The 21,211-nt window shown below is 62.7% G+C and carries 20 protein-coding genes; 5 read left to right on the top strand and 15 right to left on the bottom strand.

What is annotated here, in order from left to right:
- The first annotated feature begins 4 nt into the window (after window positions 1-4).
- Genes NKJ08_RS10945 through NKJ08_RS10925 form a run of 5 tightly spaced genes read left to right on the top strand, consistent with a single transcriptional unit; the run spans window position 5 to window position 5,407 of the window.
- Window positions 5-1,120 (top strand): ABC transporter ATP-binding protein, encoded by a 1,116-nt coding sequence (locus tag NKJ08_RS10945; RefSeq protein WP_352524646.1) that lies wholly within the window; start codon window positions 5-7, stop codon window positions 1,118-1,120.
- 5 nt (window positions 1,121-1,125) lie between these two features.
- A complete protein-coding gene (locus tag NKJ08_RS10940; protein ID WP_352776737.1) occupies window positions 1,126-2,646 on the top strand; it encodes a GMC oxidoreductase in 1,521 nt (506 codons plus the stop codon).
- A complete protein-coding gene (locus tag NKJ08_RS10935) occupies window positions 2,643-3,404 on the top strand; it encodes a 3-ketoacyl-ACP reductase (RefSeq protein ID WP_352524648.1) in 762 nt (253 codons plus the stop codon). The genes NKJ08_RS10940 and NKJ08_RS10935 overlap by 4 nt, the downstream gene beginning before the upstream one ends.
- Window positions 3,405-3,416: 12 nt before the next feature.
- Window positions 3,417-5,081 carry a GMC family oxidoreductase gene (locus NKJ08_RS10930; protein ID WP_352781752.1) on the top strand — a complete coding sequence of 555 codons (1,665 nt, stop codon included), beginning with the start codon at window positions 3,417-3,419 and terminating at the stop codon, window positions 5,079-5,081.
- A 14-nt stretch (window positions 5,082-5,095) separates the two neighbouring features.
- The gene (locus tag NKJ08_RS10925; RefSeq protein WP_352781751.1) at window positions 5,096-5,407 is read left to right on the top strand and encodes a Dabb family protein; all 312 of its coding nucleotides are present in this window, start codon (window positions 5,096-5,098) and stop codon (window positions 5,405-5,407) included.
- Here the strand turns inward: NKJ08_RS10925 and NKJ08_RS10920 are convergent, their stop codons facing one another.
- The 15 genes from NKJ08_RS10920 to NKJ08_RS10850 all read right to left on the bottom strand — a co-directional run bounded on the left by NKJ08_RS10920 (window position 5,408) and on the right by NKJ08_RS10850 (window position 21,108).
- Window positions 5,408-6,253, bottom strand: coding sequence for an EamA family transporter (locus NKJ08_RS10920; RefSeq protein WP_352781750.1), 846 nt, complete (start codon window positions 6,251-6,253; stop codon window positions 5,408-5,410).
- 7 nt (window positions 6,254-6,260) lie between these two features.
- Window positions 6,261-7,175 carry an endonuclease/exonuclease/phosphatase family protein gene (locus tag NKJ08_RS10915; protein WP_352781749.1) on the bottom strand — a complete coding sequence of 305 codons (915 nt, stop codon included), beginning with the start codon at window positions 7,173-7,175 and terminating at the stop codon, window positions 6,261-6,263.
- A gap of 102 nt (window positions 7,176-7,277) precedes the next feature.
- Entirely contained in the window at window positions 7,278-8,828 is a 1,551-nt protein-coding gene (locus NKJ08_RS10910) for a cation:proton antiporter (protein ID WP_352781748.1), read from the bottom strand.
- Between the two features lie 142 nt (window positions 8,829-8,970).
- Window positions 8,971-10,035 carry an ABC transporter ATP-binding protein gene (locus NKJ08_RS10905; protein ID WP_352781747.1) on the bottom strand — a complete coding sequence of 355 codons (1,065 nt, stop codon included), beginning with the start codon at window positions 10,033-10,035 and terminating at the stop codon, window positions 8,971-8,973.
- A 23-nt stretch (window positions 10,036-10,058) separates the two neighbouring features.
- Complete coding sequence (locus tag NKJ08_RS10900) at window positions 10,059-10,850, bottom strand: ABC transporter permease (RefSeq protein ID WP_023675357.1); 792 nt, start codon at window positions 10,848-10,850, stop codon at window positions 10,059-10,061.
- The gene (locus NKJ08_RS10895; protein WP_023675356.1) at window positions 10,847-11,761 is read right to left on the bottom strand and encodes an ABC transporter permease; all 915 of its coding nucleotides are present in this window, start codon (window positions 11,759-11,761) and stop codon (window positions 10,847-10,849) included. The genes NKJ08_RS10900 and NKJ08_RS10895 overlap by 4 nt, the downstream gene beginning before the upstream one ends.
- Before the next feature lie 64 nt (window positions 11,762-11,825).
- Window positions 11,826-12,932 carry an ABC transporter substrate-binding protein gene (locus tag NKJ08_RS10890; RefSeq protein WP_352781746.1) on the bottom strand — a complete coding sequence of 369 codons (1,107 nt, stop codon included), beginning with the start codon at window positions 12,930-12,932 and terminating at the stop codon, window positions 11,826-11,828.
- Between the two features lie 241 nt (window positions 12,933-13,173).
- Window positions 13,174-14,346, bottom strand: a complete 1,173-nt coding sequence (locus tag NKJ08_RS10885) for an iron-containing alcohol dehydrogenase (protein ID WP_352454040.1) — start codon at window positions 14,344-14,346, stop codon at window positions 13,174-13,176.
- A 38-nt stretch (window positions 14,347-14,384) separates the two neighbouring features.
- Window positions 14,385-14,876, bottom strand: coding sequence for a DUF2569 domain-containing protein (locus tag NKJ08_RS10880; protein ID WP_352524656.1), 492 nt, complete (start codon window positions 14,874-14,876; stop codon window positions 14,385-14,387).
- Between the two features lie 45 nt (window positions 14,877-14,921).
- On the bottom strand, window positions 14,922-16,358 hold the full coding sequence (locus NKJ08_RS10875; protein ID WP_352781745.1) for an aldehyde dehydrogenase family protein: 1,437 nt from the start codon (window positions 16,356-16,358) through the stop codon (window positions 14,922-14,924).
- Window positions 16,321-16,740: a type II toxin-antitoxin system VapC family toxin gene (locus tag NKJ08_RS10870; RefSeq protein ID WP_352524660.1), complete on the bottom strand. Its 420-nt coding sequence runs from the start codon at window positions 16,738-16,740 to the stop codon at window positions 16,321-16,323. Before NKJ08_RS10870 ends, NKJ08_RS10875 begins: the two co-directional genes overlap by 38 nt.
- Window positions 16,730-17,134 (bottom strand): helix-turn-helix domain-containing protein, encoded by a 405-nt coding sequence (locus NKJ08_RS10865; protein ID WP_352524661.1) that lies wholly within the window; start codon window positions 17,132-17,134, stop codon window positions 16,730-16,732. The genes NKJ08_RS10870 and NKJ08_RS10865 overlap by 11 nt, the downstream gene beginning before the upstream one ends.
- 100 nt (window positions 17,135-17,234) lie before the next feature.
- Window positions 17,235-18,605 carry a glutamine synthetase family protein gene (locus NKJ08_RS10860; protein ID WP_352524662.1) on the bottom strand — a complete coding sequence of 457 codons (1,371 nt, stop codon included), beginning with the start codon at window positions 18,603-18,605 and terminating at the stop codon, window positions 17,235-17,237.
- A gap of 93 nt (window positions 18,606-18,698) precedes the next feature.
- Window positions 18,699-20,261, bottom strand: coding sequence for an amino acid permease (locus NKJ08_RS10855; protein WP_352524663.1), 1,563 nt, complete (start codon window positions 20,259-20,261; stop codon window positions 18,699-18,701).
- A 22-nt stretch (window positions 20,262-20,283) separates the two neighbouring features.
- Window positions 20,284-21,108, bottom strand: a complete 825-nt coding sequence (locus NKJ08_RS10850) for an N-formylglutamate amidohydrolase (RefSeq protein ID WP_352524664.1) — start codon at window positions 21,106-21,108, stop codon at window positions 20,284-20,286.
- Window positions 21,109-21,211: the final 103 nt, after the last annotated feature.

Genomic DNA, 21,211 nt, shown 5'->3' with positions numbered 1-21,211 from the left:
TCGGATGGCTTTTCTGGAAATTGATGGGCTGAAGAAGCGCTTCGGATCGGTCGAGATCCTGAAAGGCATCGACCTCGACCTCGAAAAGGGCGGCTTCCTCGTGCTGGTCGGGCCTTCCGGCTGCGGCAAGTCCACGTTGCTCAACACCATTGCCGGCCTGGAAACCATCACCGAAGGCGAAATTCGCGTCGACGGACGCACGATCAACGATCTCCACCCCTCCAAGCGCGATATCGCCATGGTCTTCCAGAGCTACGCTCTCTATCCGAACATGACGGTCGCCGGGAATATCGCCTTCGGCATGGAGATGCGCGGCGTGCCGGCCGGCGAGCGCCAGAAGGCGATCGACAAGGTGGCGAAGGTCCTGCAGATCGGCCATTTGCTGAAGCGCAAGCCAAGCCAGCTTTCCGGCGGCCAGCGCCAGCGCGTCGCCATGGGCCGGGCGCTGGTGCGCGATCCCAAGCTGTTCCTGTTCGACGAGCCGCTGTCCAATCTCGACGCCAAGCTGCGCGTCGACATGCGCATCGAGATCAAGCGCCTGCACGCCACCACCGGCACCACCATCGTCTACGTCACCCACGACCAGATCGAGGCGATGACGCTGGCCACCAAGATCGCGGTGATGCGCGACGGTGAGGTACAGCAGTTCGGCACGCCGGCCGAAATCTATAACAATCCGACCAACCTGTTTGTTGCCGACTTCATGGGCTCGCCGGCGATGAACCTGATCCCGGCGACGATCGGCAGCAACGGCAGCGGCTTCTCCGTCGTCCTGGAGCGTGAGGCTCGCCAGCCGATCTCGCTGCCGCTGGCCAATGCGCCGGCCGGCCTGTCGGCATTCCAGGGAAAACCGATCATCTTCGGCGTCCGCCCCGAAGCACTGACCGATCCCGAGGGCGCCGAACGCAACGCCTCGAACATCGCCAGCGCCGACTGTCACATCGAGGTCATCGAGCCGGCCGGCTCGGATACTTTCGCGGTCACCAATCTCGGCGGCAAGGCGGTGGTGGCGCGGCTGCGCGCCGACGCCAATATCCAGCCGGGCACGGTCACCCCGCTCGCCTTCAACCTGACCAAGGCGGTGTTCTTCGATCCGGCGACCGAGAAACGCATCGTCTGACGACCATGACAAATCCAGACATCGTCATCATCGGCTCCGGCATAGGCGGCGCCACGATCGCCTCCGGCCTTGCCGGCAGCGGCGCCTCGATCCTGATGCTGGAGCGCGGCGAACCGCTGCCGGCGACGCCGCACACGCGCGACACCCGAGCCATCTTCGTCGATGGTCATTATCGGCCGAAGGAGATGTGGCTCGAGGCCGGCGGAGCGCCTTTCAACCCGGGCAATTACTACTATGTCGGCGGCAATTCGAAATTCTACGGCGCTGTGCTGATCCGCTACCGCAGGGAAGACTTTTCGGAGATGGAGCACTATGGCGGCATCTCGCCGGCCTGGCCGTTCTCCTATGAGGAATTCGAACCCTGGTATTCCAAGGCCGAGCAGCTTTTCCGCGTGCGCGGTGCACTCGGCGAAGACCCGACCGAGCCGTTCCACTCGACGCCCTACCCTTTCGGGCCGGTACCCGACGAGCCGCCGATCGCGCGTGCGCGCGCCGAGTTGAAGAGCCTGGGCCTGCATCCGGCATCGCTGCCGCTCGGCGTCGACATCGAAGCCTGGCTGAAAGACGGCAGCACGCCGTGGGACGCGTTTCCTAACACCGGGACCGGGAAGATCGACGCGCAATCCGGGCCGTTGGCGGCTGCCCTTGCCGACAAGGACATCAGGCTCGAGACCGGCGCCCATGTCGAATATCTCGAGGCATCGCCGGACGCCAGGACGATCGAGACCGTCCATTACCGCCAGAACGGTGCGCTGAAGAAAGTCGCGCCGAAGCTGGTCATCCTGTCGGCCGGCGCGGTCAATTCCGCCGCCATCCTGCTGCGTTCGCCTTCCCCTTCTTCCAAGGGCAAAGGAGGTGGCAAAGGCTTGGCCAACCGTTCCGACCAGGTCGGCCGCAACTTCATGAACCACAATTCGAGCGCCATGCTGGCGATCGATCCGCGCCGCAGGAACAAATCCGTCTACCAGAAGACGCTGATGCTGAACGACTATTATCTATCCGACGGCAAGGGCGGCAAACCGCTCGGCAACGTCCAGCTTCTAGGCAAGATCGACGGCAACATCCTCAAGGCCAATGTCAGGCGCGCGCCCAAATTCGCGCTGGATTTCATGGCCGGCCACGCCGTCGACTGGTATTTGATGTGCGAGGACCTGCCCGATGCCGAAAGCCGCATCATGGTCGATGGCACGGACATCGTCATGCAGTGGCGGCGCTCCAACATGCAGTCGCTCGACGGGCTGACCAAGGTGATGCGCGAGAATTTCCGCGCCTGCGGCTATCCGATCGTGCTGTCGCGGCCGTTCGACAAGCGCACGCCCTCGCATCAGTGCGGCACGGTAAAGATGGGTAACGATCCGGCGACCTCGCCACTCGATCCGTTCTGCCGCTCTTTCGACCACACCAACCTTTTCGTCGTCGATGGCGGCTTCCTGACGAACTCGGCCGCGGTCAATCCGGCGCTGTCGATCGCCGCACAGGCGCTGCGCGTCGCCGACCACATCCGCAAGACGGAGTTCGCAACATGAACCGCCCGGCAGCGATCGTCACCGGCGGTGCGCGCGGCATCGGCCTTGCCTGCGCCGAGGCGCTGGCCAGCGCCGGCTTCGATATTCTGGTGGCCGACCTTGCCGACGAAGCCGCCGACGGGCTCGCCGCCGACATCACCGCGCGCGGCGCGAAATTCGCCTATGTCAGCAGCGACATCGCCAAACTCGACGACCACGCCGCGCTGGTCGATGCTGCAACAGGCGCCTTCGGTCGCATTGACTGCCTGGTCAACAATGCCGGCATCGGCGCCGTCGAACGCGGCGACCTGCTGGAGCTCAAGCCGGAAAATTTCGACCGGGTGCTCGGCATCAACCTGCGCGGCACCGTGTTCCTCAGCCAGGCCGTTGCCAAAGCGATGCTCGGCCAGCCGAGCGTTGGTGCGAGATCGATCATCACCATCACCTCGGTCAGCGCCGCGATGGCTTCGCCAGAACGTTCCGATTACTGCATTTCCAAGGCCGGGCTTTCGATGTGGGTGAAGAACCTGGCGCTGCGCCTTGCCATCGAAAACATCGCCGTGTTCGAAGTGCGGCCGGGCATCATCCGCACCGACATGACCGCGGGTGTCACCGCCAAATATGACGGGCTGATCGACGGCGGCCTGGTGCCGGCAATGCGCTGGGGCGAAAGCGAAGATATCGGTGCCGCCGTGGCGGCGCTCGCCAGCGGCAAGCTCGGCTTTTCGACCGGCTCGATCATCAATGTCGACGGCGCGCTGTCGGTGCCGAGGCTATGAACAGGTGACGCCATGACCGACTACATCATTGTCGGCGCCGGTCCGGCCGGCTGCGTGCTTGCCAACCGGCTGAGCGAAGATCCGTCAAATTCGGTGCTGCTGCTCGAAGCCGGCGGCAAGGACTGGCATCCGCTGATCCACATGCCGGCCGGTTTTGCCAAGATGACTAAGGGGATCGCCTCCTGGGGCTGGTCGACCGTGCCGCAAAAGCACATGCAGGACCGCGTCTTCCGGTACACGCAGGCCAAGGTGATCGGCGGCGGCTCATCGATCAACGCCCAGATCTACACGCGCGGCAACGCCCGCGACTACGACGCCTGGGAAAAGGAAGACGGCCTTGCCGGCTGGGGCTATCGCGACGTGCTGCCCTACTTCAAGCGCGCCGAGAACAACCAACGTTACGCCAACGATTTTCACGGCGACCAGGGCCTGCTTGGCGTGTCAAACCCGATCGCGCCGCTGCCGATCTGCGAGGCCTATTTCCGCGCCGGGCAGGAGCTGGGCATTCCCTTCAATCCCGACTTCAACGGCGCCACCCAGGAGGGTGTCGGCTATTACCAATTGACGCAGAAGGACGCAAAACGCTCTTCGGCCTCGGTCGCCTATCTCAGGCCGATCCGCGAACGCAAGAACCTGACGGTCAAGACAGGCGTGCTGGTGACGCGCATCGTCATCGACAAAGGCCGCGCCGTCGGCGTCGAGATCGTCGACAGGCCGGGCGGCCAGCTGGCGATCCTGCGCGCCGAACGCGAGGTGATCGTCTCGTCCGGCGCCATCGGCTCGCCGAAGCTTTTGCTGCAGTCGGGCATCGGCCCGGCCGACCATCTGAAGTCGATCGGCGTGACACCGGTGCACGATTTGCCCGGTGTCGGCTCCAACCTGCAGGATCACCTCGACCTGTTCGTCATCGCCGAATGCACCGGAGACCACACCTACGACAACTATGCCAAGCTGCACTGGACGGCGTGGGCCGGCCTGCAATATCTGCTCCTGAAGAAAGGCCCGGTGGCTTCCAGCCTGTTTGAGACCGGCGGCTTCTGGTACGCCGATCCGACTGCCGCCTCTCCCGATATCCAGTTGCATCTCGGCCTCGGCTCCGGCATTGAGGCCGGCGTCGAGAAGCTGAACAATCCGGGCGTGACACTGAACTCGGCCTTCCTGCGTCCGCGCTCGCGCGGCACGGTGCGGCTGCACAGTGCCGACCCGGCCGACCGCCCGCTGATCGATCCGAACTATTGGTCCGATCCTTATGACCGCGACATGTCGATCAAAGGGCTGAGGCTGGCGCGCGAGATCATGCGGCAGAAGGCGCTGCAGCCCTATGTGTTGCGCGAGGTACTGCCGGGATCCGACCTGCAGAGCGGCGACGAGCTGTTCGACTACGCCTGCCGCAGTTCCAAGACCGACCACCACCCGGTCGGCACCTGCCGCATGGGCTACGATGCGATGAGCGTGGTGACGCCGGATCTCAGGCTACCTGGTATCGAGGGCCTGCGCGTCTGCGACGCCTCGGTGATGCCGCGCATCCCCTCCTCCAACACCAATGCGCCGACGATCATGGTCGGCGAAAAGGGCGCCGATCTGATCCTTGGCCGCGAGCCGCTGCCGCCGGCGGTGTTCTCAGGCAACTACAGCGCCGCGTCGGCTGGCCGTGCAAGGGATGTTGCGGAACTTTGATTGAGGGACAAAGAATGATCAGGCACTGTGTTTTCGTCAGATTCCGCAACGATGTCGCTAACGCCGAGCGCGCGGCGATCCATGCCGATCTCGAAGCGCTGCGGCGGCTGGTCGACGGCATGGGCAAGGTCGAATTCAGCGCCAATGCCAGTCCCGAACCGTTCGCCCGCGGCTTCACGCACGGCTTCACCATCGATTTCCGCGAGGCCGCGGCGCGCGACGCCTATCTCGTGCATGAGGCGCACCAGCAAGCCGGCGCAAGACTGGTCGCGGCGCTTCAAGGCGGCACGGACGGGCTGATGGTGTTCGACCTGGAGATTGCGTAACTACCCGAGCCTGAGCGCGACCACGCCGGCGACGATGCTGAGCACCGCCGCCCCTCGCCATCCCGTCATCTTCTCGCCCAGCGCGAACACCGAGATCATCATGGCGAACAGGATCGATGTTTCGCGCAGCGACGCCACCGAGGCGATCGGCGCCTTGGTCATCGCCCACATCACGATCCAGTAGGCGGCGCCACTGAGTACGCCGGTATAGGCTCCCGCTCTCCAGTCGCGCGCCAGCACCGGCAACGCGTATGGGCCGCGAAAGATGACGCACAGCACCAGCGCCCACAGCGCATCGCAGACGAACAACCACGCCGCATAGCTCGACGCGGTGGCGGCGAGCCGCGCGCCACTGCCGTCCGACAGCGTGTAGCTGGCGATGAAGATCGATGTGCCCAGCGCGAAGCCGACGGCGCGCAGGTTCAATCTCTCCAGATGTGCGCCGCCGCGAAACGACAGCACCAGCGTGCCCGCCGACAACAAAACGATGCCGACGATGGCGAGCGGCGCCGGCATTTCGGCAACCACCACAATGCCTCCCAAAGCGGCCAGCAACGGCGCGGTGCCGCGCGCCAGCGGATAGGTCTGGGCGAAATCGCCGGCCTTGTAGGCGCCGATCAGGAACGTCCTGTAGCCCATGTGGAAGATCACCGAGGCGAGGATAAAGGGCCACACCTCCGCCTTCGGCACCTCGACAAAAGGCAATGCCACAAGTGCCACGGCGCCCATGCCGAGCGTCATCAGGGTGATCGACAGGAACCGGTCGAGATGGACCTTGACCAGCGCGTTCCAGATCGCATGCATGGAAGCGGCGGCAAGCACCGCGAAAAAGACAAATAGGCTCATCGCCGGTTCATCCGCTGCCGGTCCCGACGGCGATCGGCGTTTCCAGGTCGATGTCGACCCTGAGCGGAAAATGGTCGGAGGCGATTTCGCCAATATCGGCACTGACCGAGCGCACGCGCCCGGCAAAAATGCCGCCGACGAAGCAGTGGTCGAGCCGGCGCTTTGCCAGCCTGCCGTCGATGGTCTTCACATGGGTGTGGAAATCCGACGTCGGTTCGATGGCGACGGCGGCGGCATCGACGAAACCGTCGAGATAGGCGGCACCACGATGATAGGGCGTGCTGCCGACGATGCGCCGGTATTCGGCGCTGTCCGGCTCCATGTTGAAGTCGCCCATCCAGATCGCCGCCAGCGGGTTTTCCGGCTCCGGCTCGCCATTGCTCCAGTTGCGCGCCGGCTCATCGTCGGTGCCGCTCCACGGGCCGCCTTCGGACGGCGCGCGGCGATGCTCGGCGAGCAGGTAGTCGATCTGCTCAAGCCGCTCCTCGGCGGCGATATGCGCCAGATGCAGCGAGAAGAACCGCACCGGGCCGGCAGGGGTGCTGATCATGCATTCGAGTGCGGCATTGCGGGTGTTGAGCGGACGCAGCGTGCGCCTGAGCGGCAGCGTGTGCAGCCGCAACCAGACGACCGGCAGCTTCGACAGCACCATGGTGCCGAATTGCCGCCGCCGGTTGACGATGCGGCCTTCATGCCGTTGGCTGGCTTCCATGTCGAAGGCCGGCCCATAGACCCAATAATAATCGGGCAGCAATTGCGAAAGAAGTTCCGGCTGGTCGTCCTCGTTGCTGCGCAGCCAGTGGCGCTCGACTTCCTGCAAGGCGATGATGTCGGCGCCGGCGACGACATTGGCACAGCGCGCTAGGTCGTAGCGGCCATCGCTGCCGAAGCCGTATTGGATGTTGTAGCTGACCAGCTTCATTGCTTATCCGGCTCAATTTCCTAGTGGCAGTAGCGGTTCACTGACAGCCTTGCAATGTGCAGCGAGACGCAGCGGGCTTGGGCCAGCGGCGCTTAGGGCGCGCTAAGTCGTCAGCGGCTGGAACCGTCCGGGTGGGGATGCAGCCAGTTCCGACCAGTCGATCTCTTCCTCGAGGCGGTGATAGGCCTCGTCGCCGATCGTTCCGTCGACGCGCAGCTGCTCCAGCGCATCGCGCTGGCTCTTGATGGCATAAAGGCGCAGCCTGTCATACTCGGTCGCCGCCTGGGCATCCTCCGGATTTTCGGCGATCGCGCGCTGGGCGGCATATTGTTCGCGCACCGCCCCAGCGGCACTCGACGTCTTGCCGCTGAGCACGTCCAGCGCGGCCTGCATGACGGCGACACGCGCCTGCGCCACCTCCCGGTCGACGGTCTGGTCGGGGTCGAGATTGAGCAAGCGCAGCAACGGCTTCAGGCTGACGCCTTGCAGCACCAACGTGCCGAGCACGACCGTAAAAGCAGCGAGCACGATCGGGTCACGGCCCGGAAAGTCGGCAGGTAGCGCGAATGCTGCCGCGAGCGTCACCAGGCCGCGCATGCCGCACCAGCCGATGAGCACACCGCCGCGAAATGTCGGGGCGTCTTTGCGCCTCTCCTCATCGCCGGAGCGTGCCAGCCGTCTCAGCGCCGCACCGCAGCCCAACACCCAGACAAGCCGCGAGACGATGACGACGGCCAGCACAGCCAGGGCAAAGACGAACGCCTCGTTCTGCCCTTGCTGGGCAAGCCTGCCGACGATCGATCGCGCCTGCAGACCCATCAGGACGAAGGCCAGGACATTGAGCACGAACACCGCCGTCTCCCACACCGAGTAGGAGCTGATGCGGTTTCTCGCCAGCATGCGGCGCGGCGCAGTGCGGGCGATGGTCATCGCATAGACGACGATCGTGATGATCGCGGAAAGTCCTATCTTGTCGGCCAGGATCCAGACGCCGAACGTCGTGGCGAATTGCACCACGGTGCCGCTCGCCGGGTCGTCGATGCGGCTGAGCATGGCGTGAGACAGCCGGCCGAGCACATAGCCGGCTGCAAGGCTGCCGACCGTCGACAGAAGGATCATCGGAACGGCACTGCTCAGCAGAATGGAGCCGGCGGCGGCGGAAACCGACATCCTGTAGATCAGCAGCGCGGTCGCATCATTGAGCAGGCTCTCGCCTTGCAGGATGGCGGTAATGCGGTACGGCACCTTGAATTGTCCGAGCACGGCCGCCGCTGCCACGGCATCCGGCGGCGCCACGATCGCCCCAAGAGCTATGGCCGCGGCAAGCGGCAGGCCTGCCATCGTCCAGCCGACCAACGCCACGGTCACGGTGGTGAAGACGACGGCGCCGAGCGCCAGCAGGATGAGCGAAACCTTGTAGCGGTTGAGATCGCGCAGTGACGTGTCGTAGGCCGCGTCGAGCAGCACCGGCGCGATGAACAGAGCGAGCGCCAGTTCCGGGTCGATCTCGATGGTCGGTGCAAACGGCAGGAAGGCGATGCCGGCGCCGGCCAGCGCCAGCAACGAAGGATAGGGAATCTGCAGACGCCGCGACACCGCCGTCAAAGCAACGGCAGCCAGGAGAAGAACAAGGGTCAGTTCGAAAAGCGCCATGCCCTATCGTAGCGGCGGAATGGTGAATGGTGAATGGTGAATGGTGAATGGTGAATGGCTATCTTCAGAAGAGTTTGAGTACGTAAAGCGCATTCTTCCGCTTGTTCCATTCACTATTCACTATTCACCATTCACTCTTCCCTTAATGCAGCACCAGCATATCGCCCGACGAGAAGGAGATCTCGGCCTTTTCGCCGACGGCCGGCGGCGGTGTGGCCGGACTGTTGAACGTGTCGAGCGAGACCGTGCTGCCGCCGATGCCGACGCGAACCCGGATGACCGAGCCGAGGAAATGCACCTCGGCGATTTCGCCCGAAAGGCTGGAGTCGCGGCCGGGGTGGCGGCCGAGCGAGATCGCCTCGGGCCGCAGCGCCAGCGACAGCGTGTCGCCGGACTTCGAGCCGTTGAGCTTGCCCTTGAGCGAGACCTCTTGTGAATTGACGCGAACCTTGCCCGAAGCCGCGTCGGTGACGGTGCCTTCGAGCACGTTCAGCGTGCCGACGAAATTGGCGACGAATTTGGTTGCCGGCCGGTTGTAGATCTCGAAAGGCGTGCCGACCTGCTCGGCCTTGCCGCCATACATCACCGCGATACGATCGGAAATCGACAGCGCCTCTTCCTGGTCGTGGGTGACGAAGATGGTGGTGATGCCGAGCTTCTTCTGGATCGAGCGGATTTCCTCGCGCAGCGACACGCGCACCTTGGCGTCGAGCGCCGACAGCGGCTCGTCGAGCAGCAACAGCTTCGGCTTCGGCGCAATCGCCCGCGCCAGCGCAATGCGCTGCTGCTGGCCGCCGGAAAGCTGGTAGGGATAGCGGTCGCCCATCTGCGGCAGCTTGATGATGTCGAGCATTTCGGCAATGCGCCTGTCGGCATCGGCCTTTGGCATGCCGGCGACCTTCAGCCCGAAGCCGATATTCTGCGCCACGGTGAGGTTCGGAAACAGCGCATAGGCCTGGAACACCATGCCGACCTTGCGCTGATTGGGCTTCAGCCGGGTGATGTCCTTGCCGGCCACCACGATCTTGCCGGCGGATGGCTCCTCGAAACCGGCGACCATGCGCAGCACCGTCGTCTTGCCGCAGCCCGATGGCCCAAGGAAAGAGACGAATTCGCCAGGCTCGACGTCGAGGTTGAAATCCTGGACCACGGTGGTGGCGCCGAAGGATTTCTGCACATGCTGGATGGAGAGGAATGGCTCGGCCATGGCTTTCTCTTTCGGCTTTTCGATCAGTTCGGGCGGTTCGCCGATCGCGGCGCGAAGCGCGACAGGATCTGGATCAGCGACATGCAGCCCCAGGTGATGGCGAAGGCGATGATGGCAAGCGCCGCCGGCTCGTAGGCGCGGTTGGCGCCGACGTTCTGCAGATAGGGTCCGAAGGCAGGCCGGTTGAGCAGGCTGGCCATGGTGAATTCACCAATAACGATGGCGAAGGTCAGGAAGGCGCCCGACAGCACCGCGATCAGCACGTTGGGCAGGATGACCCGAGTGATGATCGTGCCCCAGCCGGCGCCGAGGATCTGCGCCGCCTCAGTCAGTGTCCGCACGTCGATTGTGCGAAGCCCGGTGTCGACGGCGCGATACATATAGGGCAGCGCCAGTGTCGCATAACCGATGACCAGCAAGGCATTGGCTCCCGTCTCGCTGGCCAGGAACGGCAGCGGTGAGTTCGACCCGTACATTCTGATGTAGCCGAAGACGATAACGATGGCCGGAATGACCAGCGGCAGCAGCGTGATGAACTCGACGACGGGCCTGAGCTGCGGCAGCCGCAGACGAATCCAGTACGCCGCCGGCACCACCACCAGCACGCCAAGGACGATGGTGAAGATGGCGGCGACCACCGAATAGATGAAGGTCGCCTGGAAGCGGGGATCGCCGAGCACGACCTGATAGGCATCGAAGGAATACGCGCCGCGCCGCATGCGCATGGAGAATTCCACGGTCGCGATCAGCGGAATGAAGAAATAGGCCGCGCCCAGCGCGAAGACGATCCAGGCCCAGAATCTGCCGGACTTCATTTGAGCCACCTCTCAGAGCGCGTCCGGAACCAGATGTAGAAGACATTGGCCAGCCCGGTGATGACGATCATGCCGAAGGCGATGGCGTAGCCGAGATGGGCATTGTGCAGCACGTCACCGCGGATCTGCGCGTAGAGCAGGATAGGGACGATGTTAAGCGAGGAGCCGGTCAGAGCGTAAGCGGTGGCGATGGCACCGAAGGCGTTGGCGAACAAGAGGATGACGGTGCCGAGGAAACTTGGCCAGATCACCGGAATGACGACCATGCGCCAGAACTGCGCCTGGGTCGCGCCAAGCGTTGCCGCCGCTTCGCCCCATTCCTTCTTCAGCCCATCGATCGCCGGCACGATGATCACCACCATCAGCGGGATCTGGAAATAGACATAGGTCAGCGTCAGGCCCCAGAACGACAGGATGTTGAAACCATGGGCATAAATGTTGAAGCCGACCAAGACGTTGAGCAGCACCGTGGCGAGCCCGAGCCGGCCGAGCGTCGCGAGAAAGGCGAAGGCCAGCGGCACGCCGGCAAAATTGGAGGCCACGCCGGAAAAGGTCAGTGTCGCCGAGCGTATCCACTCCGGCAGCCCGCCGCGCACGATGGCGATGGCAATGGCAAGTCCCGCGAAAGCACCGATCAGCGACGAGGCGAGGCTGACCTTGATTGAGATCCAGTAGGCGGCAACGATCGACGGCTGCGCCAAGGCCGCTATGTTTTCGAAAGTGAATTCGCCGGCATCGTTCCGGAATGCGCCCAGCATCAGATAGAGCGTGGGCAGGATCAGGAACATGATGGCGAAGATGAAGAAAGGCGCAACGCCAAGCCATTGCGTCGGCAGCCTCATGCTGCGGGCGTCGGCAGGAGGCGCGGTCTTCCCGGCAACAGCGTGATCGGACAACGAGATATCGGTCATGCGCCGGCTACCGTCCTGGAGGTATGCCGGGCGGCGATCTAAGCCGCCCGGCTGATCTCAAGTCTTACTTGACGTTGGCGCCGACGACGGCATCCCAGTTCTTGGTGATGGCTTCCTTGGCCTTGCCCTGCTCGTCGAGCGTCGGGAACACCGCGGCTGCATAGGACTCGGCCGGCGGCAGCTTGGCCATCACGTCAGCCGGGAGCTTGCCATTCTTGGCGAGGTCGTTGAAGCGGATCGGGTGACAATAGCCCTTCAGCCAGCCGATCTGGCCTTCGTCGGAATAGAGATATTCCAGCCAGAGCTTGGCAGCATTCGGGTGCGGCGCGTAGGCGCTGATCGCCTGAACATAGACGCCGGCGACGACACCGGTCTTCGGCACGACGACGTCGACCGGCGGATTGCCCTTCAGCGTATCACGGCCGGCAAGCGCGTTATAATCCCAGGTCACCAGGATTGGCGTCTGGCCTTGGGCAAGCGTCGCGGGCTTGCCGATGACCGGCACGAAATTGCCGGCGGCGTTGAGCTTCTTGAAGAAGTCGAGACCAGCCGTGCCGGCGGCTTCGCCGGCAGCCGCACCGCCGGAAAGGCCGGCGGCATAGACTGCCTGGATGGCCTGGTTCGAGGCGCGCGGGTCACCGGCGAGCGCCACGGTATTGGCGAATTCCGGCTTCAGTAGGTCGGCCCAGTCGGCCGGCGCTTCCTTGACCAGGTCCTTGTTCACCAGAAACGAAAGCACGCCGTAATAGTCGCCGGTCCAAAAGCCTTGGGCATCCTTGGCGCTGTCCGGGATCGAGTCCCAGGTTGATACTTTATAGGCCTGGATCAGGCCATCCTTCTTTGCGGTCGGGCCGAAGCTCAGGCCGACGTCGATGACGTCGGGCGCTTGCGGGCCCTTGTTGTCCTTGTTGGCCTTGATCGCCTCGACCTCGTCGCCGGAGCCGGCATCGGGGTTGAGTTCGTTGATTGTGATTTCCGGATATTTCGCCTTGAAGCCGTCGATGACCGCGCCGTAGCCGCACCAGTCATGGGGCAGCGCGATGGTGGTGAGCTGGCCTTCAGCTTTGGCTGCGGCGACCAGTTCATCCATGGACTGGGCCGACGAGGTGGCAGAGGTCGCCATCAGGGCGACGGCCGAAAGGGAAAGCAGTTTTCCCGTGAATTTGAACATGTGTTCTCTCCGTTGAACTGACGCCGTTGGACGCCTGCGATGCGGTATCGTTTTCGTGTGACAGCCAGATGAAAGCTTTGTGAAAGCGATGCCCCGCAGTATGAAAAAGTAAACTCTTTTTAACCGGCTGTAGCAATCGCTTCGCGATTCTTTTTCCGGCTAACTAGTTTCGATCTTGCCTTTCATCTTTCCCCCTTTCCTTGCCTCTTTTCCCAAGTCGATTTCCGATGCGAAAATTGTCTCAGACGGTGCCGGCGATGGCATTTTCGAGCAGCGTCAGCGCCGCCTTTTTGGTCAGCTTGACCGGGTTGCCGCCGGCGGTCGGATCGACCACCGCCATGTCGGCGATCAGGCCCTTGCGTTTCTTGTCCATGTCGAGCCCCTTGATCAGGCTGGGCAGCGCATGCGGCACCTTGAGCTCCTTGCGCAGCTTGATGATCGCCTTGGCAAAACCGTCGAAGCCGCCCTTGATGCCGCAATAGGCGGCAAGCCGGGCGATGCGCGGCTCGATCGCCTCGCGGTTGAAGGCCAGCACATAGGGCATGAACACGGCGTTGGTCATGCCATGGTGGGTGTCGTAGAGCGCGCCGATGGGATGCGACAGCGAATGGATGGCGCCAAGCCCTTTCTGGAAGGCGGCCGCTCCCATGGCAGCGGCGCTCATCATGTTAGCGCGGGCGACCAGATCCTTGCCGTTGGCATAGGCTTTCGGCAGGTTTTCGAAGACCAGCCTTATGCCTTCCACGGCGATGCCGTCGGCCATCGGGTGATAGCCCGGCGCGCAATAGGCTTCGAGGCAATGGGCAAGCGCATCCATGCCGGTGCCGGCGGTGATGAAGCCCGGCATGCCGACCGACAGCTCCGGATCGGCAATGACGATCGCCGGCAAAAGCTTTGGATGGAAGATGACCTTCTTGGTATGGGTCGCTTCATTGGTGATGACGCCGGCGCGGCCGACTTCCGAGCCGGTGCCGGCCGTGGTCGGCACGGCGATGATCGGCGCGATCGCATCGGCATCGGCGCGTGTCCACCAGTCGCCGACATCCTCGAAATCCCAGACCGGCCGTGTCTGCCCGGCCTGGAAGGCGATCAGCTTGCCGAGGTCGAGCGCCGAGCCGCCGCCAAAGGCAATGACGCCGTCATGCTTGCCCTTCTTGAACACGGCAATGCCGGCGGTCAGGTTGGAATCCACCGGGTTCGGCTTGACCTCGGAAAATACGCCATACGGCACCTTGGCGTCGTCGAGGATCTTCAGCGTCGAGGCCACCACCGGCAGCCTGGCCAGTCCCGGATCGGTGACGAACAGCGGCCGCTTGATGCCGGTCGCCGCCAGCACCTCCGGCAGCTCCTTGATGCGTCCGGCGCCGAAGCGGACGGTCGTCGGGTAATTCCATTTGGAAACGAGTTTTGTCATTTCGACCTTCTTGACTGCTTTCGTGCTCTCGGATGTCATTAGTTCACAAAGGTATTGGCCACACGGTCTGACCGCATCATGTACGGAATCCAGATGGCTGCGGCCCAGACCGAACGGTAAATGTCGCGCATCGTTTCTCCGTCGAACGCATCATCCAGCGTCGGAAAGGCGTCGGGAAAAGCTAGATACACGGCCCATAAATCGAGAATGGCGAATACCGGCATCGCGACTGCCCAAATCATGTACCAGCCGGGGAATATCTGCCAGCGCTTGAACATGAAGAATAATAATAGGGTCGGGACTGTAAGGCTTAGGATGCCGGATATCACCAGTTCGGCAACAAGCAGCACACCTTGAGAAAGGCTGAAAGCTTGCCAGTTCTGTACCATGCCGAGATAATCGGCATCATACATTTGTACCAACCCTAATATAGGCGTGAGAATCAACCCTAGCATCGGCAGGACAAGCCATCCGCCGATACCCTCGGGACCTTCACGATCTGGCAGGGCCGATTGTTGCGTATCCGCCATTACTCCCCCACAAAAGCGATCGTATGCTTGCCGATCGCCACCGAGTTAAATCGCCTCGCGCAAATGGTATGATTTCGGCCGGGTCAGATTGTCGTAGCCGATGGCCGATAGCGCCGCGCCTTTGCCGGTGTCCTTGACGCCGGTCCAGACCAGTGCCGGATCGAGATAGTCGCAGCGGTTCATGAACACCGTGCCGGTCTCGACGCGATCGCCGATCGCCGCCGCATGCTCGGCGTCGCGCGTCCAGATCGAGGCCGTAAGCCCATAGGGGCTGTCGTTCATCAGCGCGATCGCCTCCTCGTCGTTGTGCACCTTCATGATGCCGACGATCGGGCCAAAACTTTCCTCGCGCATGACGCTCATCTGGTGATCGACCTGGGTCAGCACTTCCGGCGCCAGATAGGGCGAACCTTCTTTGTCGTTAGTCACCTTCATATTGATGTGCGCCTCGGCGCCCTTGCGCATCGCCTCGGCCTTCTGCTCGCGGATCAGGTCGGCGAAGCGCGCCTGCGCCATCGGCCCCATGGTGGTTGCCTGGTCGAGCGGATTGCCGACGACGTAGTTCCTGGTCTCGGCGATGAAGCCTTCGACGAATTCGTCGTAGACCTTCTCGTGGACATAGACGCGCTCGATGCCGCAGCAGCATTGGCCGGAATTGTAGAAGGCGCCGTCGACGAGATTGGCAACGGCATGGTCCATCTTGGCGTCGGGCAGGACATAGGCCGGATCCTTGCCGCCGAGCTCGAGGCCGAGCGTCATGAAGGTGCCCGCCGCCGCCTTTTCGATGGCGCGGCCGCCGGCGACCGATCCGGTGAAGTTGACGTGGTCGATCTTGCCCGAGCCGAGCAGCCTTTCGGTCTGCGCATGGTTCATGATGAGGTTCTGGAACAGGCCCTTGGGCAGGCCCGCTCTGTCGAACGCCTGCTGAAAACGTTCGCCGACCAACAATGTCTGCGCCGCGTGTTTGAGGATGACGGCGCTGCCCGCCATCAGCGCCGGGACGATGGTGTTGACGGCGGTGAGATAGGGGTAGTTCCACGGTGCGATCACCATGACCACGCCGAGCGGCACCTTCTTCACGTAGCGGCGAAAGCCGTCCTTGGGATTGGAGGCCATCACCGGCTTCAGTGCCGCCTCGGCGATCTCGACCATGTAGCTGACGCGTTCCCTGACGCCGCCGAACTCGCCGCCATAGCGCACCGGCCGGCCCATCTGCCAGGCGATCTCCGGCACGATCTCGTCAGTCATGACGACCAGCGCTTCCAGCATGGCAAGCATGTATTTGCCGCGTTCGACGACCGGCGTCTCGGCCCATTTCTCTTGCGCCGCCCTGGCGCGCTCGACCGCGGCACCGATCGCCTGGTCCGTGGCCAGAGGCCGTTCCGCATAGATCGAACCGTCGATGGGGGATTTTATTTTCACGGTTTCCAAGAAGGTCTCCAAATCAACAAGGCACTGTTTTGACGTAACCGGCCGCGCCATAGGCAAGGATTGCGCGATCGCGGGTGATGATCTCGAGGTTTTTCGAACGCGCCGTGGCTATGATGATCCGGTCCGTCGGATCGTTGTGAACGACGCCGGGCAGGAACGAAGACTCGACCAAAAGCTCACTGTCGACCCCTTGGACGCTCGCTGCCCCGGTTTGCACGAACCGTTCGAACCATGCGAGCGGCGACTTGATGAATGGCAATCGACCCTTGGCGACAAGCATGCCGATTTCCCAGGCGGACATCACGGAAACGGCGATCACGCTCCCATTTTTGCGCGCGCTGGTCACCTTCTCGACCGCAGTCCTCGTGACAGGCTGCTCCGTTGACAGCCACAGCATGAAGCATGTGTCGAGCAGCACTCCATCAGTCGTCATAGACATTGCCCCAATCCGGATCGGCGGGTGCGGTGTAATCGATATCCGGAAGCAGGGTGAGCGTCCCGGCCATGCATCCAAACAACGGATCGGCACCCCGAGGCGGCACGACGTATTCTTCGCCGGTCATGTCGGGCGCATTGTTGAAATCCATTCGCTCCTCCCTGAAACCAGACCGGGGGCCACCCTCCGACAGCCTCGCCGCATCATTGGAACTGCCGAGATGCATCAATATCTCGCTTTCCTGCCGGTCGAGAATTTCAGCGATCTTGCGTATCTCGTCGACCTGCATACGCCGCTCACCGTTAAGTGTCCGCGACAAGGCGCTGTAGTGTATGTTCATGCGGCTGGCCATGCTGCGTACCGTGAGCTTGCGCTCCTTCATCCGACTCATGAACCACGCCTTATCGACGTGGGCTCTACCTTTGGGCAACGCTGCCTCCCAGGTGTTGCGGTGCAATAATCGCAACGATATTGCATAAAGTACAACGCCGTCAATACCGCTCGAACCCCCTGTGCAGTTCCCAGTCCGTAATCCGGCGGTCGTATTCGAACTGTTCCCAGTGTGCCGTGTGGACATAGTGTTCCAGCACATCGTCGCCGAGCGCCTGCCTCAGCATCTTCGATTCCGCCAGCGTCGCGGTGGCGTCGCGCAATGTCTTTGGAATTTCAGGCAGCTGCGAGGCCTGGTAGGCGTCGCCGACGAAGGGCTTCTGCAGTTCAAGCTTTTCATCGATGCCGGCAAGCCCGGCCGCGATCAGCGCGGCGAAAGCGAGATAGGGGTTCAAATCGGCGCCGCCGACGCGGCATTCCATGCGGATGCCCTTGGTGCCCTCGCCGCAAAGACGGAAACCGGCGGTGCGGTTGTCCTCGCTCCACATGATCTTGGTCGGCGCAAACGTGCCGGCCTGGAAGCGCTTGTAGGAGTTGATGTAGGGCGCCAGGAACCAGGTGAATTCCTTGGCATATTTGAGCTGGCCCGCCGCCCATTGCTGGCCGAGTGTCGACAGCGTCCACTCGGCATTCTTGTCGTAGAACAACGGCGTCTTGCCGTCGGCGCTCCACAGCGAATTATGGATGTGGCTGGAATTGCCGGCGAGCCCGTAATTGTACTTGGCCATGAACGAGATCGCCTTGCCTTCGGACTCGGCGATTTCCTTGGCGCCGTTCTTCAGGATGACGTGGCGGTCGGCCATGTCGAGCGCCTCGGCATAGCGCACGTTGATCTCTTCCTGGCCGGGACCCCACTCGCCCTTCGAATTCTCGATCGGGATGCCGGCCGCTTCCATCTCGTTGCGCAGCCGGCGCATGACGCCTTCTTCCTTGGTGGTGATGCCGATCTGGTAGTCGCCGATATAGGGCGATGCGGTGTCGAGGCCCTGCCAGTGCTTCTTGCGGGCGGAATCATAGGTTTCGCTGAACAGATAGAATTCGAGCTCGGAAGCGAAATAGCCGATATAGCCGCGTTCCTGCAGCCGCTTGACCTGCTTCTTCAGCATGGCGCGCGGCGAATGCGCCAGGTCGTCATGAGTATGGTGGTCGAGCACGTCGCAGATCACGAGCGCCGTGTTCTCCAGCCACGGGATACGCCGCAGCGTCGCAAGGTCCGGTTTCATGACGAAATCGCCATAGCCTTTCGACCAGCTCGCCGCCTTGTAGCCGGGCACCGGTTCCATATCGATGTCGGCGGCCAAGAGATAGTTGCAGCCATGCGTCTCGTCATGCGCGGAATCGACGAAATACCGGGCCAGGAACCGCTTTCCCGCGAGCCGCCCCTGCATGTCGACGATGCAGGCCAGCACCGTGTCGACCTCGCCGCTGGAGACCGCTTGCTTCAACTGATCGAACGAGAAATTTCCGGCCATTCTTACGGCACTCCAGCGCTTGTCGTTTCGGGCTTGTCACTTGAAAAGGAAACCACGGCCGGCGCCAATGCCGGCCATGGTCATGAGAGGGGGTCAGGCGCCGGCTTCGCCTATGGCTAGCTCGGCTGCCTTGATCGCCGCCTGGCGCTTTGCGATCTGGTCGCCAATGGGCGGACCCTGGAAGCGGCGGTTCTCGAAACCGAACCAAAGCACCGCGGTCAGCACAATGAAGCCCAGGGTGATATAGAGCACTTTGTCGTTCGGCGGCTGGATGGCGATGTAGAAGATGATCGCCATGCCGATGACCGACAGTATGCAAAACAACTTGAACAGGCCGGCGCCGAGATTCCATGGGCCGGGGTTCGGCCATTTCGCCGTTCCGAAAGCCATCATGCCGAGCACGATCGGAATGATGAAGGACAGGAACAGGAACACCAATGTCGAATTGACGACGATGGTATAGATGTTCGTGCCACCGACCGAGATGAACTGGGCAAGAAAGACATAGATGATCTCGAGCACCGCAGCCGTCCAAATCGCATTGACCGGCGTGCGCCAGGCCGGGCTGACCTTGGCTAGCGAGGCCGAGCCGACCGGCATGCCACCGTCACGCGAGAAGGCGAAAAGCATGCGCGAGGCAGAGGTGACTGTCGCGAGACCGCAGAGGAACTGCGCGATCAGGATGGCCAGATACAGCAGTGTCTTCAGCCACGCCGGCAAGATCGCGTCCATCGTGGCGAAGAACACGCCCCAGCCCTGCTTGGCGCCGGCCGCCAGATCCGGAATCGCCAGTACGATCGCGCACAGCATCACCCAGCCGATCAGCGACGACCAGAGCACGGACGAAACGATTGCCCGCGGAACCGAGTGCGCCGCCCTCAACGTTTCTTCCGAAGTATGCGCCGACGCGTCATAGCCAGTGATAGTGTAAACCGGCAGCAGCAGGCAGAGCAGGAAGAGATAGGTCATGGAATCGGACTGCGGGAAAACACCGCCGCCCGCGTCACCCGAATAGTTGGTGAACGTCCACAGCCGCGTGATGTCGATCGCTGGCGCAAACACCAGGCAGGCGACGATCAGCACGGCTGTCGTTGCCAGGATCAGGAAGCCGGACGCGTCCGTCAACATAGCCGTCAATTTGATGCCGAAATGGTTGAGCAGCGCCTGCAACACGGTGATGAACGCGACAAACCCGACGATCTCACCAGGCGTACCAGTCATGCCGAAGGCTCCGCCGAAAGTGCCGACGAAGAAGAACGCAGTGCCGATGTTGATCGCGCCGAGCACGGTGATCAGGCCGAGCAGGTTGAGCCATGCGGTGAGCCAGCCCGTGAACCGGTTCCCTAGAATGGATGCCCAGTGATAGAGGCCGCCCGCGGTCGGAAATGCAGAGGCGATCTGGGCCATGGCGAGCGCGAAAAATCCCGAAACCATGCACCCGACGATCCAGCCGATACCAGCGCCCGCGCCACCGATGGACGATGTCGCTTGCGCGAAGGAATTGATGCCGCCTGAGAGGATGCAGATGATCGAGAACGAGATCGCGAAATTCGAGAAGCGGCTCATGCTTCGCGACAGTTCCTGAGCATAGCCCATTCCGTGGAGAACTTTCAGGTCCTCCTTCTTGTCACCTTCGCTGTAACCCGGTGCTACCATTTTGAAGTCCCCTTTTGGTTTCTTAGCTGGCCGATTGAACTGACTTTCCGACTGCGCTTGGTCTGGAGCCCTTGGCCGCCTCGGGCTCCAGATTGAGAAAAATGCCGGTGAGCATATCCGCCCATTTCCGCTGCCCGGCTGCGCCGGAGATCTCGTCGTTGCGGATTTCGATCATCGCGCAAGGCAGCCCGCGTGAGCGCGCATGGCGTTCCAGCGTGAAATAGACCCGGTCGGCCGGCGAATAGGGTTCGTTGACGCCGACGGTGACGCCGGCAAGCGGCTTCAGCGCCGCAATCAGCGGCGCCGCCAGCCGGCGGTCCTCGTCATGGATGATGCCGATGTGCCAGGGCCGGCTCATGCCCTTGTAGAGCGGCGTGAAGGAATGGATCGAGACCAGCCGCGTCTCGCGCCCGGCCGCCAGGCGCTCGTCGATGATCGTTGCGATCCGCTCGTGAAACGGCCGCCACGCCAGCGCGATGCGCGCCTCTCGCTGGTCGGCGGAAAGTCCCTGGTTGGCCGGGACCACGGTTTTTTCGCTGGCGCTGACCGTCAGTATCAGGTCCGGCGCATCGAGCGGCCGGTTGCAGTCGATGACAAGCCGCGAGATGCAGGTTTCGACCAGCGTCGCATCGAGCGCCTCGGCCATGCGGCGCGCCACCGGCAAGGCGCCGGGATCCCAGGCGATGTGGCGGGAAAGATCCTCGGCGGCAAGGCCGAGCGTTCCGAATTCCGGCGGCAGGAAATTGGAGGCGTGATCGCAGGTCAGCACGAAGGGGCTTGATCCGCCGGGGTTCGTCACCCTGACGGAATTTGACGATGCAAGGCTGGCGGGCCGTGCTGTCTCCATTGTCTGCCGTCCCCGGGGAGCTCTGTACCGTATGTTACGTATTTTGCCTCATTGCGTCCCTGCGGATGATTTCATACAGTTTGGCCGGCTTTGTCAAACGCGA

The sequence above is a fragment of the Mesorhizobium sp. M0244 genome, from assembly GCF_040321795.1.
GTDB lineage: Bacteria > Pseudomonadota > Alphaproteobacteria > Rhizobiales > Rhizobiaceae > Mesorhizobium.
The sequence above is the reverse complement of the archived record's forward strand: the minus strand, read 5'-3'. Positions and strand labels throughout refer to the sequence as shown.

Coding starts and splice junctions, on each gene's coding strand:
- NKJ08_RS10885 (WP_352454040.1), bottom strand. CDS start 14,346: ATGACAAAACTCGTTTCCAAATGGAATTACCCGACGACCGTCCGCTTC.
- NKJ08_RS10880 (WP_352524656.1), bottom strand. CDS start 14,876: ATGGCGGATACGCAACAATCGGCCCTGCCAGATCGTGAAGGTCCCGAG.
- NKJ08_RS10940 (WP_352776737.1), top strand. CDS start 1,126: ATGACAAATCCAGACATCGTCATCATCGGCTCCGGCATAGGCGGCGCC.
- NKJ08_RS10860 (WP_352524662.1), bottom strand. CDS start 18,605: ATGGCCGGAAATTTCTCGTTCGATCAGTTGAAGCAAGCGGTCTCCAGC.
- NKJ08_RS10905 (WP_352781747.1), bottom strand. CDS start 10,035: ATGGCCGAGCCATTCCTCTCCATCCAGCATGTGCAGAAATCCTTCGGC.
- NKJ08_RS10945 (WP_352524646.1), top strand. CDS start 5: ATGGCTTTTCTGGAAATTGATGGGCTGAAGAAGCGCTTCGGATCGGTC.
- NKJ08_RS10870 (WP_352524660.1), bottom strand. CDS start 16,740: ATGACGACTGATGGAGTGCTGCTCGACACATGCTTCATGCTGTGGCTG.
- NKJ08_RS10930 (WP_352781752.1), top strand. CDS start 3,417: ATGACCGACTACATCATTGTCGGCGCCGGTCCGGCCGGCTGCGTGCTT.
- NKJ08_RS10900 (WP_023675357.1), bottom strand. CDS start 10,850: ATGAAGTCCGGCAGATTCTGGGCCTGGATCGTCTTCGCGCTGGGCGCG.
- NKJ08_RS10890 (WP_352781746.1), bottom strand. CDS start 12,932: ATGTTCAAATTCACGGGAAAACTGCTTTCCCTTTCGGCCGTCGCCCTG.
- NKJ08_RS10925 (WP_352781751.1), top strand. CDS start 5,096: ATGATCAGGCACTGTGTTTTCGTCAGATTCCGCAACGATGTCGCTAAC.
- NKJ08_RS10910 (WP_352781748.1), bottom strand. CDS start 8,828: ATGGCGCTTTTCGAACTGACCCTTGTTCTTCTCCTGGCTGCCGTTGCT.
- NKJ08_RS10895 (WP_023675356.1), bottom strand. CDS start 11,761: ATGACCGATATCTCGTTGTCCGATCACGCTGTTGCCGGGAAGACCGCG.
- NKJ08_RS10855 (WP_352524663.1), bottom strand. CDS start 20,261: ATGGTAGCACCGGGTTACAGCGAAGGTGACAAGAAGGAGGACCTGAAA.
- NKJ08_RS10920 (WP_352781750.1), bottom strand. CDS start 6,253: ATGAGCCTATTTGTCTTTTTCGCGGTGCTTGCCGCCGCTTCCATGCAT.
- NKJ08_RS10865 (WP_352524661.1), bottom strand. CDS start 17,134: ATGAGTCGGATGAAGGAGCGCAAGCTCACGGTACGCAGCATGGCCAGC.
- NKJ08_RS10935 (WP_352524648.1), top strand. CDS start 2,643: ATGAACCGCCCGGCAGCGATCGTCACCGGCGGTGCGCGCGGCATCGGC.
- NKJ08_RS10875 (WP_352781745.1), bottom strand. CDS start 16,358: ATGGCGCGGCCGGTTACGTCAAAACAGTGCCTTGTTGATTTGGAGACC.
- NKJ08_RS10915 (WP_352781749.1), bottom strand. CDS start 7,175: ATGAAGCTGGTCAGCTACAACATCCAATACGGCTTCGGCAGCGATGGC.
- NKJ08_RS10850 (WP_352524664.1), bottom strand. CDS start 21,108: ATGGAGACAGCACGGCCCGCCAGCCTTGCATCGTCAAATTCCGTCAGG.